At 47.0% G+C, this 13,483-nt stretch carries 11 protein-coding genes; 4 read left to right on the top strand and 7 right to left on the bottom strand.

Annotation, left to right across the window (positions count from 1 at the left end; all coding sequences use genetic code 11):
- Positions 1-284: 284 nt before the first annotated feature.
- From NC99_RS18490 to NC99_RS18515, 5 genes are all read right to left on the bottom strand, one after another.
- Positions 285-830 carry a mechanosensitive ion channel domain-containing protein gene (locus NC99_RS18490; RefSeq protein ID WP_053187368.1) on the bottom strand — a complete coding sequence of 182 codons (546 nt, stop codon included), beginning with the start codon at positions 828-830 and terminating at the stop codon, positions 285-287.
- Between the two features lie 167 nt (positions 831-997).
- The gene (gene cysK / locus NC99_RS18500; RefSeq protein ID WP_053187427.1) at positions 998-1,912 is read right to left on the bottom strand and encodes a cysteine synthase A; all 915 of its coding nucleotides are present in this window, start codon (positions 1,910-1,912) and stop codon (positions 998-1,000) included.
- Positions 1,913-2,143: 231 nt separating this feature from the next.
- On the bottom strand, positions 2,144-3,478 hold the full coding sequence (locus NC99_RS18505) for an ABC transporter permease (RefSeq protein WP_053187374.1): 1,335 nt from the start codon (positions 3,476-3,478) through the stop codon (positions 2,144-2,146).
- Positions 3,471-4,409, bottom strand: coding sequence for an ABC transporter ATP-binding protein (locus NC99_RS18510; protein WP_053187376.1), 939 nt, complete (start codon positions 4,407-4,409; stop codon positions 3,471-3,473). Before NC99_RS18510 ends, NC99_RS18505 begins: the two co-directional genes overlap by 8 nt.
- 189 nt (positions 4,410-4,598) lie before the next feature.
- Positions 4,599-5,168: a DUF502 domain-containing protein gene (locus NC99_RS18515; RefSeq protein ID WP_053187430.1), complete on the bottom strand. Its 570-nt coding sequence runs from the start codon at positions 5,166-5,168 to the stop codon at positions 4,599-4,601.
- 292 nt (positions 5,169-5,460) lie between these two features.
- Between NC99_RS18515 and NC99_RS18520 the strand changes: the two genes are divergently transcribed.
- From NC99_RS18520 to NC99_RS18530, 3 genes are read left to right on the top strand one after another with little or no spacing between them, the layout of a single operon-like run.
- Positions 5,461-6,906 (top strand): efflux transporter outer membrane subunit, encoded by a 1,446-nt coding sequence (locus tag NC99_RS18520; RefSeq protein WP_053187379.1) that lies wholly within the window; start codon positions 5,461-5,463, stop codon positions 6,904-6,906.
- Between the two features lie 51 nt (positions 6,907-6,957).
- Complete coding sequence (locus NC99_RS18525; protein ID WP_053187382.1) at positions 6,958-8,193, top strand: efflux RND transporter periplasmic adaptor subunit; 1,236 nt, start codon at positions 6,958-6,960, stop codon at positions 8,191-8,193.
- Positions 8,194-11,337, top strand: a complete 3,144-nt coding sequence (locus tag NC99_RS18530; protein ID WP_053187385.1) for an efflux RND transporter permease subunit — start codon at positions 8,194-8,196, stop codon at positions 11,335-11,337.
- A gap of 197 nt (positions 11,338-11,534) precedes the next feature.
- On the opposite strand, the gene NC99_RS22395 is transcribed toward NC99_RS18530, so the two are convergent.
- The gene (locus NC99_RS22395) at positions 11,535-11,741 is read right to left on the bottom strand and encodes a hypothetical protein (protein WP_204375054.1); all 207 of its coding nucleotides are present in this window, start codon (positions 11,739-11,741) and stop codon (positions 11,535-11,537) included.
- 36 nt (positions 11,742-11,777) lie between these two features.
- Between NC99_RS22395 and hydE the strand changes: the two genes are divergently transcribed.
- Positions 11,778-12,935, top strand: a complete 1,158-nt coding sequence (hydE, locus tag NC99_RS18540; protein ID WP_082326575.1) for a [FeFe] hydrogenase H-cluster radical SAM maturase HydE — start codon at positions 11,778-11,780, stop codon at positions 12,933-12,935.
- A 7-nt stretch (positions 12,936-12,942) separates the two neighbouring features.
- Here hydE and NC99_RS18545 read toward each other — a convergent pair whose 3' ends face one another.
- A complete protein-coding gene (locus NC99_RS18545) occupies positions 12,943-13,425 on the bottom strand; it encodes a methylated-DNA--[protein]-cysteine S-methyltransferase (protein WP_204375055.1) in 483 nt (160 codons plus the stop codon).
- Positions 13,426-13,483: the final 58 nt, after the last annotated feature.

Consider the following 13,483-nt stretch of genomic DNA (forward strand, 5'->3'; position numbering starts at 1 on the left):
ACAGTTCGTTGAACACTCTCGCATTGAAACGCAAAATTGGTGCCTGGCCAAGCATTCCAAGCTGTTTTTTCGGTATTCGGAGCACTCTTTTAAGTATTCCAAGCACGCTTGTCAGTGTTTAAACGGCTTTTTCGACTGTTTGAGCTGTCGGTAAGAAGTCATTCATGGTCATTTAATTGTCATTTAGTGGTGTTGAAACGATCTATCACAATCAAATGATGATTTCTGACAATAAAAGACAACGGTCACAGAGCAAATGGGAGTAAAATCGGACAATCGTTGCTTCAATCAAGGCCAGGCTTAGACGCAGGCTTTTTGCTGGTTTTCTTTTTCTTTTCGGGATGACCAACCGATAGGTTTTTTTGCAAAACAATGGAGTTGGGAATGGTAATCCGGTCGCCCTCGGGCGAAATGATGTGGACAAAGAAGAAGGTGACATCATGTACCTCGCCTTCGATAATAAAATCTTTTTCCAGTATGCGGATGTGATCGCCCAATTTCATGGGATGGTTGAAGTAGAGAATCAGGCCCGCTGTTATGTTGGCGAGGATTGACCACTGCGCAAAAAAAGCAATGCCCAAAATGGTAAGCACCGATGAAATGAAAATCATGAGTTTTTCACGCTCAATTCCCCAAATGCCCGTTAAGGCAATAATGGCGCTCATGATGATAAAGAAGTTCATGATCTTAAGCGTCATTTTCCGTCGCTGTAAAGTGAAATTAAATTTTTTGAGCGTCCGGTTAATGGAGTGTTTAATAATGAACCGGATCGCCAGCAGCAATACCAGTACAATAACTGTTTGAATGATTTGAATTTTATAGGTGTCCATAGCTGTATTATTCGTTTGGACAAAAATAGGAATTATCCTTCGCATTTGTACCGGTGCGCCCTTTTGGAAACGATGGTCAAAAAAAATCATAAAAAAAGACCGGCATGGCGCCAGCCTTTTTTTGAAAGAGGAATTCGATTCAATTTTGAATTTCAGTACAAGGCGATTTATTTGAAAAGCCCGTCTACCGATAGGTATCGTTCGCCCGTGTCGTACGAAAAGGTTAAAATTCTTGATCCTTTGGGGAGCTCTTGAATTTTTTTAGCCACTGCCGCCAGCGATGCTCCCGACGAAATCCCGATGAACAAGCCTTCTTCTTTGGCAGCGCGCACGGCATATTCAAAAGCGTCATCTTTCGAAACCTGCACGGTGCCGTCCAGTAACTTGGTTTTTAAGTTTTCGGGAATGAATCCGGCTCCGATTCCCTGCAGTGGGTGTGGTCCGGGGATTCCACCGCTAATGACCGGCGAAAGCTCGGGTTCAACGGCAAAAACCCTGAGCCCTGGGAAATGTTTTTTCAAGACTTCAGCCACGCCTGAAATGTGGCCGCCGGTACCAACACCGGTAATCAGGTAGTCAAACCCTTCCGGAAAATCCTTTAAAATTTCCTGGGCCGTGTGGTCGCGGTGGGCGGCAATGTTGGCTTCGTTGTCAAACTGCGAGGGGATCCAGGCATTGGCGTGCTCCGCGGCAATTTCTTCGGCTTTGGCAATGGCGCCTTTCATGCCTTTTTCCTTGGGTGTGAGCACCAGTTCAGCACCATGAGCCGTCAGAATCCGGCGGCGCTCCAGCGACATCGACTCTGGCATGACCAGAATCAATTTGTACTTTTTCACGGCGGCCACCAGTGCCAGCCCAATTCCGGTGTTGCCCGAGGTGGGTTCCACAATCAGGGAGTCGGCTTTCAGAATGCCCTTTTTTTCCGCTTCTTCAACCATTTTCAGGGCAATACGGTCTTTAATACTGCCGCCGGGATTGGCTTTTTCCAACTTGGTGTACACTTCATAACCTTCAGGATAAAGGTTATTGATTCGAACGCTGGGGGTGTTCCCAATTGTCTCGAGGATGTTGTTAAATTTCATATTTTTCGTTTTTAAAGGGTTCTTATAATAAAAAAGGCCTTCCAATTTGGAAGGCCTGCTCATATCTCTGACTAATTAAAATCTTTCATTTTAAACATACCTTCCCCATGTTGTCATCATACAACAGCACATGTAGATATTTGAGAAGGTGAAATTCATAAGAATTTGATGTTTTGCTTATCTGGAACAATTATAAATAAAATATTCGAATAAAATACAATTTGATCTGATTTAATTGTGATAAAAAAGCCATTTAACGATTTCTTTAAAATTGACTTTCTTGCCATACATTAAGATACCGGTGCGGTAAATTTTCCCGGCCACCCAGATTGTTCCATAAATGGAGACGATCAGAATGCCCATGGACAGTAATAATTCCCACATTGGAACCCCATACGGCACACGAACCATCATGATGACCGGCGAGGTCAACGGTACCATTGATGCCCAGAATGCCAGGGCTCCCTCCGGGTTTTTCACCACCGGAAACAGAATGATGATGGAAAAAATAAGGGGAATGGTGACCGGCAGCATCAGTTGCTGGGCCTCTTCTTCGTGGTCAACGGCAGCGCCAACAGCACCCATCAGCGATGAGTAGATGAGGAATCCGCCTAAAAAGTAGAACAGAAAGGAAAACAGGATGAGCGGAATATTCAGATTGCCCACCAGGTCGATAATGTTCAGCACGGCATTTTCCTGCGCTGCCCCCTGCAGTTGAGGATTGGCGGCCATCATGTTTTGCGATTGTTGCATGAGCTCGGCCTGGTCGGGTGCAAGAACAACTTGCAGGCCGCTTACAATTAAAAAAATGAGAATGAGCCAGAAAACCAGTTGTGTCAGGCCAACCAGCCCAATGCCAACAATTTTTCCAAACATCAGTTGCGTAGGTTTCACCGAGGAAATGATCACTTCCACAATCCGGCTTGTTTTTTCCTCCATCACCCCGCGCATGACCATGGCGCCGTAAATAAAAACAAACATGTAGATAATAAATCCGGCGGCGTAGCCCACGGCCATGGCAATTTCGGTTGAACTTTTCACAGCGCTGCCTTTTTCATCAACCTTCATGGTTTCCAGTTGGATTCGGGTGCGGGCAGCTGCCAGTTTTTCCTCCAGATCGGGTATGCCCGATTCATCAATGATGACCGCTTTTTTATCGGCTTCAATCAGGTTTTCCAATTTTCCCCCAATCATGTTTTTGATGTCGAAGGTCACTTGCTTGTCGGAAAGCAAACGGGCACGACTGGTGGCGACAATGTCTTCCGGAATGTGCAACACCGCGTAGTATTTGCTCGATTTGATATCTTGCTGAATGCTTTCGAATTCCGCTTTTTGTATCGGGTGAAAGTTCGTAAAATCGGTATTTTCCAGTCGCTGATCGAACTGGCTGGTTGCATCGTAAACCCCGATTGTTCGTTGTTCTTCGTCGTCCTGCATGGCCAACCAGGCAGGAAGAATGGTAAAGCCTGCAAAAAGGAACGGAACCAGCAGGGTCATGATAATAAACGATTTTTTCCGTACCCGGGTCAGGTATTCCCGCTTCAAGATTAAAAAAGACTTATGCATGAGCTTGTTTTTTGGGGTTTGCTTGTTCTACAACTTGAATAAAAACTTCATTCATTGAGGGGATTACCTCACGGAAGGAGCGAATCTCCATTTTCTCCATCAGATGCTGAAGCAAGGCATTGGCTGGCGTTTCATTGACTACCTGAAACTTGATGCGCTGGATCTGTCCTTTCAGTTGGTAATCGATCAGCTGAAATCCATTGCGGCTAAATTCGGCAGTTACATCGTGGGGCGCGCTGGTTTCGACTTCGTAAATATCTTGCTTGTAACGTTCTTTGATGTCGTCAATGGGCCCATCCAGTATTTTTTTTGATCGATTGATCAGGGCAATGTGGTCGCAAACTTCTTCTACCGAGGCCATGTTGTGGGTCGAGAAGATGATGGTGGCGCCCTGCTCTTTCAGGTTGAGGATTTCATTTTTGAGCAGATTGGCATTGATGGGGTCAAAACCGCTGAAAGGTTCGTCGAAAATGAGCAGTTTGGGTTTGTGAACCACGGTAATGACAAATTGGATTTTTTGCTGCATCCCTTTGGATAGCTCCTCCACTTTTTTGTTCCACCAGGGTTGAATTTCGAACTTTTCGAACCAGTACTTCAGCCCTTTTAAGGCATCGTGTTTGCTCAGTCCTTTCAGTTGCGCCAGGTACAAAGCCTGTTCGCCGACTTTCATTTTTTTGTACAGGCCCCTTTCTTCGGGCAGGTAGCCAATGTGTTGAATATCGCTGGCTTTCAGTTTCCGGCCGAACAACTCAATTTCGCCCTGGTCGGGTGCGGTAATTTGGTTGATGATCCGGATCAAGGTCGTTTTACCGGCTCCGTTTGGCCCCAGCAGGCCAAAGATGCTTTGATCCTTGACGCTGAGACTGACTTCGTCCAGCGCGCGGTGTCCGGCATAATCTTTAACGACCTGGGTTGCTTTAAAAATTTCCATGAATCGTAATTTTGGTTGCGTTTATGTATTTGCTTTTTTTTGAAATGATCAATGTATTGCAGGTATCAAATTTAAGTAAAATAGTAAAACGCTGCGCTTTTTTTCGGTGAATGACCGATTTTGATCTTCGAATGAATTCTATTCGAGATTCATCGGCCGCAAAACGAATGAGATGATGGCCGTTTGTTGTCAGTTAACTCTGGTCACCCCACCCGAAACCACAAATTTCATGGCTTCGGAAGGCGGCATGTCCAGTGGTTTAACAGCTGCTGCCGTAATCATGTACAACTCACCTGAAAAATTGTAGGAGTGTGGAAAATAAACCGCAACCAATCCTTCCATGCCCATTTCGACCATGCTTTTTTGGGTCACGAAGCCAATCTTCCAGAGGTTGTTTTCTTTGTTTATTTCGACCAAAACCGGGCGGTTGAATTTTTTCTCTTTGCCTACAAATGCCGAAAACAAATCGACCAGCGAGCTGTAGATGACCTGCAACAACGGTGCTTTTTTGAGGAGCTGGTCTGCCAGAGTTTTAAAGGGGCTCGAGACAATCGATTGACCGACATAGCCCAGAACGGTAATCAAACCGACGATGATGAGCAATCCCAAACCGGGAATGGTATAGCCAAACCAGCTTTCCAACTGGTTGCGCAAAATTCCGTCGATAAAGTTAAAGATGAGAAAGACAATATAGATGGTAATCACAATGGGTGCAACCAACACCAAACCTTGCATAAAATAAGTGAGTAACTTTTTCATTTGTTTATATTTTTTGATAAAACATTTTGAATCAATCATGAAGCAGCCGTAGTGCTCGAATTTTGGTTCGGGAAAGGTACAAAATAAACTTATCGATCGGAGTTTGCCTAGCCGTGTTGATTGTTCTTTTTTGATAAGTAGTTGAATCGTTGCTAACTCGCTGCACATTGCGGATTACCTGTCAACACCGTTTGCACATTAACAAATGTTAGATTGTTTGCTTCCGGTTTCGATGAACCTCATTTAACCGGAGCGTGTTACTTTTTATTGAGTAGTATTTAAAAGGTTGAATATGAATTGGATTCGGACTACGGCACATCGATGGAAACACCCAGGAGAAATCTGGCTTCAAATTCGGAAGCGCTTGGTCGTTATTTTGCCAACCTCGGTTTTGGTGTTGGTGTTGCTGAACTGCTCGCCCAAAACAGCAAGTGTTTCGCTGCCAGTCGATCCTCCGGAAAGCTTTGCTGAGTCAGGAGTACAGCCAGTTCCTGAACAATGGTGGACCGTTTTTGAGGATTCTGAGCTCAATGCCTTGGTCGATAGCGCGCTTAATTCCAACTTCAACCTGAAAACTGCATGGGAGCGGCTGCGGGCTGCCCAGGCAGTGGTCGACCGGGAATCTGCCCGTTTTTCTCCTCGTTTGGATGGCTCGGTGCGTGCAGAAAAAAATCGATCGCAATCACAATTCCGCGACAGCGAAGTGCTTCAGCTTGGCTTAAGCTCTGAATATGAAATCGACCTCTGGGGTCAAATCCGGTCGGGTGTCGATGCCGAACGATTCCGGGCGCAAGCATCCTACGCCGATTACCAAACGGCGGCCTTGTCACTCACGGCTGAGATTATACGAACCTGGTACCAGCTGGCCGAAGCACAAAGTCAGCTGCAATTGGCGAATGAGCAGGTTGAAACCAATGAGCAAGTGTTACACTTGATTAAGGCCCGCTTTGGCAACGGCTTGGTGCGGGGTGTTGACATCCTGCGCCAGCAGCAATTAGTAGAGCGGTCCAAGGAGCAAAAAATTGCATCAGAAATGCGGTTGCAGATAATCAAGCATCAATTGGCAGTTTTGCTTGGATTTGAGCCACGCCGGACTTTTGGGTTTGATGTGGGCCAATTGCCTGAACTTCCCCCTTTGCCTGACGCCGGTGTGCCTGTTGATTTAGTGCAGCGACGACCGGATGTGCAAAGTGCCTACTATCTGCTTCAGTCCGCCGATCGTGAATTGGCCTCGGCGATTAGTCGCAGATATCCGCGCCTGAACTTGGCGGCATCAATCTCCACAGCGGCAATTAATGCTGACAAGCTGTTTGATGACTGGGCCTACTCTGTTGCCGGAAATTTATTGGCACCAATTTTTTATGGTGGGCAGATCAATGCCGAAATCGATCGGTCTGAAGCAATCAGGCAACAACGGCTTTACGAGTATGGACAAGCTGTTTTGACGGCCTTTCGGGAGGTGGAAGATGCGTTGCTTCAGGAGCAGAAACAAGCAGAAAGTATTGAAAGCCTGAAGTCGCAGGTTCGCCTCTCGGAGCAAACTTATGAGCAATTGCAGCTGGCCTATTTCAACGGGATGAGCAATTACCTGGATGTGCTGACGGCGTTGGATGAGCAGCAGCGTTTGCAGCGTAACCTGCTTGCAGCCAATTTGGAGTTGCTGGAATATCGGATAGCATTGTACCGTGCCTTGGCTGGCGGCTTCGAAACCAAACGTGAAACGGTTTCGCCAGGCTAAAAAAAGACATTCAAAAGAAACAAAACGATTTGCAAACCATATCCAAATGAGATGAATCGAAAAAAGACATTTTTTATAAGCCTTGCTATCCTGCTGGCAGCAGTGGTGATTACCGTGGTTATTTTTTCAACCGAACCCAAAGCGACCAGCGAAGGTGCAACCCGCCAAACGGCTATGTTGGTTGAGGTAGCTGGTGTTGCGCGTGGAGACTATCAGCCTTCGGTTGTTGCAACAGGCGTGGTCGTTCCGGCGCAAGAGGTGATGATTAGTCCGCGGGTGAGCGGAGAGGTGGTTCATCGTTCGGAAGCTTTTACGCCGGGAGGCTTTGTCAGCAAAGGCCAAACCCTTCTGAAGATTGATCCGGCAGACTATAAAAACAGACTTCAGATGCGAAAAAGTGAATTGCTTCAGGCCAAAGCTGATTTGGAATTGGAAATGGGCCGGCAGCATGTTGCCATGCAGGACTACCAGTTGGTTGAAGAAGGTTTAAAAGGCGAAAATAAAGCGCTGGTTCTACGGGAACCTCAGTTAAATGCTGCCAAATCTCGGGTTGAGTCGGCTGAGTCGGCTGTAAAACAGGCTGAGCTTGATCTGGAACGAACAACGATCCGTGCTCCCTTTGATGCCCATGTTCTTCGTCGCGAGGTGACCTTGGGATCGCAGGTGTCGCCGGGTGAAAGCCTTGGCCGGATAGTTGGTACCGACGTTTACTGGGTGGAAGCAACCGTTCCATTGGAGAAACTTCGTTGGCTATCGTTTCCCGATGATAATGGAGAAAAGGGATCGTTGGTGAAACTACGGAGCCAGACAGCATGGGGACCTGACGAGTTTCGCACCGGAGAATTGTATAAGCTGGTGGGAGCTCTGGAGAATCAAACCCGCTTAGCGCGGGTGCTGATTGAAGTAGATGATCCATTGGCACAGCAACCGGAATCTGATGGCCTGCCTGCATTGATGATCGGGGCTTTTCTGAAAACCGAAATCCAGGGCAAGAAACTGGAAGATGTTGTTCGACTGAACCGCGATTATCTTAGGCAGCATGAAACTGTATGGGTGATGGAAGACGGCAAACTACGTATTCGCGATGTGGGGATTGTTTTTCGTGATGAACAGTACGCTTACATTACCGGTGGCCTGGATAAAGACGAGCAAGTGGTTGTCACAAACTTATCGACCGTTGTTGATGGTGCTGCACTTCGTGTGGAAGATACTTCAGATCAATCGGCAGTGAAAGTTCCGGAAGATGAGCACGATCAACAGCAGAATCAAACGGGCGGAGGACAATAAATGAGCAGTTCAACTTCAGACAAGCTAAGTAAAAAGGATCGAAAGGGGCCAATCTCCTATATGGCGCGTAATTCCATTGCGGCCAACCTGCTGATGATGATTTTGATTGGTGGTGGAATTTATACGATGATCTACATTCAGAAAGAAGTTTTTCCGCAGTTTCAGCTCGATATTGTTGAAGTTAGTGTGGTTTACCCGGGCGCTGCTCCGGCAGAAGTAGAAATGGGGATTTTGATGCCGGTCGAAGAAGCTATCCGGGGTGTTGAGGGAATCGAGGAGATTACCTCAACAGCACGCGAAGGGTCGGGGACCGTCGTGATTGAGCTGGTGACTGGAACCGAGCGCATGAAGGCTTTTCAGGATATTGACCAGGCTGTAAACCGGATCCGCACGTTTCCGGATGATATTGAAGAGCCGGAAGTCGTTTTACAGTCGCAACAACAGGATGTGATGGAAATTGGACTGTATGGCGATGCTGATGTTTGGACCCTGCGGGAACTGGCTGAACAGCTGCGTGAACGGCTATTGACGGAAGAAGGAATTACCCAGGTTGAAATTGGGAATGTACCTGATTTTATGACCCATGTGGAAATTCCGCGGCATAAACTGCGGGAGTACAACCTGACCTTGGGCGAAGTGGCTGATATTTTGGTTCGGTCAAGCGAAGATATCCCTGCAGGTGCCGTGGAAACAGCGACAGGCGAAATTCTGTTGCGAATGAAAGAGCGAAAGCAGTGGGCGGAGGAATTTGGAAAGATCGAAATCATCAGTTCTGAAAATGGTGCGGTAGTTACTTTAGCCGATCTGGCTGAAATTACTGATGGGTTTGAGGAGTCTGGTTTCCATGGTCAGTTTAATCAGCAGCATTCCGTTGAGATTGAAATCTTTCGTGTGGGGGATCAATCTCCTCTGGAAATTGCTTCAGCAGTTGATGCTGTGCTTCAAGAGTTTGAACAGTCACTCCCTCCGGGAGTCAGGCTTCGTGTTGACAGTAACCGGGCTGAAGATTATGGCGAACGATTGACGTTACTTACAGAAAATGGAATCCTGGCCATTGTGATTGTTTTATTGATCTTGTCGCTTTTTCTTGAAATCAAGCTGGCGTTTTGGGTGATGATGGGTATGGCCATTTCTTTTATAGGCGGCATCTTGTTTTTACCCATTGTGGGCGTCAGCATCAACATGATTTCGATGTTCGGTTTTCTTGTTGCCCTTGGAATTGTGGTCGACGATGCTATTGTAGTCGGCGAAAATGTGCATGAAAAACGACAGCAGGGAATGGGAAACATGCAAGCAGCAATTGCAGGAACCAAAGATATTGCCAGGCCTGTTGTTTTCAGTATTTTAACCAACATTATTGCGTTTATCCCGCTGCTCTTTATCCCGGGAACAACGGGTAAATTTTGGTGGCCATTGCCTGCTGTGGTGATCATTGTTCTGGCCGTTTCCCTCTTCGAAGCCTTGTTTATCCTTCCGGCACATTTGGGGCACAGCAAGCAAAAAAGTAAAAAAACCTCCAACACAACGCGGTATATTGAGCGCGGAAAACAGAAGTTTGCCCGGGGCTTCGATCGATTTATTGACAGGCGTTACCGTCCATTTCTCGAACTTTGCCTGCGGCATCGGTACATCACCCTAAGTGCGGCGCTGGCATTACTGTTGATGGTAGGTGGTTATGGCTCCAGCGACCACATGGGAATGATCATGATGCCTGAAGTGTCGGCCGATGAAATTGAAGCTGGTGTCAGACTGCCAGTGGGCACGACCCCGGAGCAGGCAGCCAAAGTCGCGAATGAGATTACTCAATCGACCCAAAAAATGTTTGACGAGCACGATTTGTACCGTGTGGCGGAAGGCATCAAAACCAATGTGCGGGGGCAGAATTTTATCGATGTTGAGATCGTGATGTTGCCGCCCGATGAACGGGATATGGGCGCCGGTGAAGTGATTGCCTTATGGCGTGATGAATTGGGTGATATCGAAGGTGTAGATCAGATTACCTTTGAGGCTGAACGGGGACCGGGTGGATATCAGCAGGACATCAGCGTGGATTTAAGCCATTCGGATATTGAGGTGCTTGAAAAAGCCAGCGAAGCTTTTTTTGATCGGGTTGCCGCCTTTGACAATACCCGAGATATCAGCGATAATTACGACAAAGGAAAGATGCAGTATGATTTTAAGCTGCTGCCTGAAGGCCGAAGTCTGGGGCTCACTCCGTCTGATGTGGGGCAGCAGGTTCGCGACGCATTCTATGGGGCGCTGGCCATGCGGCTGCTCAGAGAAACAAACGAAGTGGAAGTCAGGGTGAAGTTACCGCTGGAAGAACGAAAGGATATTTATCATTTGGAAGACCTGATTATTCGGACTCCCGACGGTACTGAAGTGCCTTTGTATGATGTGGTAGAGCTGATACAAGGCGAAGCTTTTACCAGCATCAATCGACGCGATGGACGGCGGATCGTTAACGTTGGTATGGACGTGGAACCTTCCAATGCTACTTCGCGTGTGTTGGAGGCGATTAAATCGGAAACACTGCCGCAGCTAAGAGCCGATTTTCCAGGAATAACCTGGAGCTTTGAAGGCAGTCAGGCCGAAATGCGCGAGTCGACTCAAGCACTGTGGGGCGGATTTTCACTGGCCATGCTAATCATTTATGCCTTATTGGCGATTGCATTTACCAATTATATTCAACCCCTGATTGTCATGATTGCCATTCCATTTGGAATTGTTGGTGCCGTGATTGGGCATATACTGCTGGGCTACGATTTATCGCTGATCAGTCTGATGGGGGTCATTGCCCTATCGGGTGTAGTGGTGAATGATTCATTGATCATGATTGACTACGCCAACCGGAAGCGAAAGGATCATTCGGCTTTTGATGCTGTTCACGAAGCCGGCTTACGTCGTTTCAGGCCCATCATGCTCACCACGTTTACCACTTTTGGAGGACTCACTCCAATTATTTTGGAAAGCTCGCGGCAAGCGACCTTCTTAATTCCAATGGCCATATCATTGGGCTTTGGGATTATTTTTGCTACTTCCATTATCCTCATTCTCGTTCCTTGCCTGTATATGATTTTGGAAGATGTGGTGGTGTGGTTTAAGGAGAAACGGGAGGCAGTTTCGGCTCAATTATCGGACTGAAGATTTTGCATCGATTTCCCGATTATTTGCTCCAGCACATCCAATCTCACATCTGCCAGCTTGTTGATGTAAAGGCAGGACTTCCCGGTTTTGTGCTTACCTAGTTTTTTGAAATATTCGGCCAGATTTTGGTCATTGTCGCAGGATGTCAGGTAGATCACCAGGTTTTGTTTCCGGGGAGAAAATCCGGTCAGGAATCAGTCGCCTTCGCGTCCGCTTGCGTATTTGTAGTGGCAAGTTCCAAAACCGATCATGCTGGTTCCCCTCATTTTGGGTTCACTTCCTGTAATTCGCTGCATCATTTCAAACAGTTGGAAGCTGTCTTTTCTTTCTTGCTCCGGTTCAACGGAATTCAGAAAATCTTTTACCGACAAATTACTAGGTTTCGTTTTCAGTTCAGCCATAACGCAAGTTTTTATTAACAACAGGCTGCATCTCCGATGGGTTTTATATTCATTGAAAAACTGTCGCAAAGAGCTATTGGATTTGTTTATCTTCGTGGCGTGAAAAACGTTAAGGACATTGTGCTTCAAGATACCTTTTCAAAGGAGGATCTGGTCGCTTTGCTTCAGGCGGAAGGAAACGACCGGCAACTGTTGTTTGAAGCCGCTTATGAAAGAAAAATCCAGACCATTGGCAATAAGGTTTTTTTTCGTGGCTTGGTCGAGTTTTCCAATATCTGTTCAAAGGATTGCTTGTATTGCGGTATTCGAAAGAGCAACGAAAAGGTGGTGCGGTACGAAGCCAGCGACGAGGAAATTTTGGCGGCCTGCCGATTTGCCTGGGAAAACCGGTTTGGCTCGGTGGTTTTGCAATCGGGCGAGCTTTCTTCGCCAGCCTTTGTCAACCGGGTTGACCGCTTGCTGAGATCCATCAAGCAGCTTTCGAATAATGAGCTCGGGATCACTTTGTCGTGTGGCGAACAAAGCCGCGAAACTTATCGGCGTTGGTTTGAGAGTGGCGCGCATCGCTATTTGCTGCGCATTGAAAGTTCGTCGCCGGAGCTGTACGCCAAAATCCATCCAAACAACCCGCAACATTCATTCGAAAAAAGACTGGAGTGCCTGCGTGTATTGAAAAATTGTGGCTATCAGGCGGGAACCGGCGTGATGATTGGCTTGCCTTTTCAAACGATGGAGCAGCTGGCCGATGATTTGCTTTTTCTGAAAAAAATAGATGTGGACATGGTGGGCATGGGGCCCTACATTGAACACGAAGATACACCGCTGTACGCCTTTCGAAATCAATTAAAAAGCAAGCAGGAGCGTTTTGATTTAGCTTTGAAAATGGTGGCAGCCCTGCGTTTGCTAATGCCCGATATCAATATTGCGGCGGCAACAGCTTTGCAGGCGATTGATCCTGCCGGAAGAGAAAAAGCGCTGAAAATTGGAGCCAACGTCATTATGCCGAACCTGACTCCCTGCGATTTCAGAAAAGAATACCAACTTTATGAAGATAAACCGTGTTTAGATGAAGATGCCGATTTGTGCCGTAATTGCCTGGAAGCCCGGATTGAACTGGCTGGAGGTGAAATCGGCTACGGCGAGTGGGGTGACTCCAGGCATTTTTTTAAGCGCAACGGAATTCCGTCGGACTAACAATTCGCTAAAACAACTCGCCCCGTTTTTCGCGGAATTCCTGCTCATGGCGCAAAAGCCATTTTTTTCGCCAAAGCCCTCCGGCATAGCCCACCAGTTTTTTATTGGCGCCAATCACCCGGTGACAAGGAACAACAATGGCCAGCGGATTTTTTGAATTGGCGCCGCCAACGGCCCGCACCAGGTTTTTATCACTCAATTGCAGTGCCAGTTCCTGGTAGCTGATGAGCTTGCCATATTCAATGGCTTCCAACTGTTTCCAAACCCGCATCTGGAAGTCAGTTCCGTGTGGTTTCAACGGCAGATTGAAGTGGTGTAAGCGGCCGGCAAAATAGTCATCCAACTGCCGGACGATGTTTTCTTTCAGCTCCAGGCTGAAGCCTTCCGTATTGTGTTCATGATCTACAAAATGAATGCTGATTAGCTCTTGGTTTTCGCTGTCGAATCGCATCAGTCCGATCGGGGAAAGGTATGTATAGGATTCAGTCAATGTTTGTCGTTATTTATTTTTGTTAACATTGAGGTAACGTAAAATTAACGATAAGGTT

It is taken from the genome of Sunxiuqinia dokdonensis (assembly GCF_001270965.1).
Taxonomy (GTDB): Bacteria; Bacteroidota; Bacteroidia; order Bacteroidales; family Prolixibacteraceae; genus Sunxiuqinia; species Sunxiuqinia dokdonensis.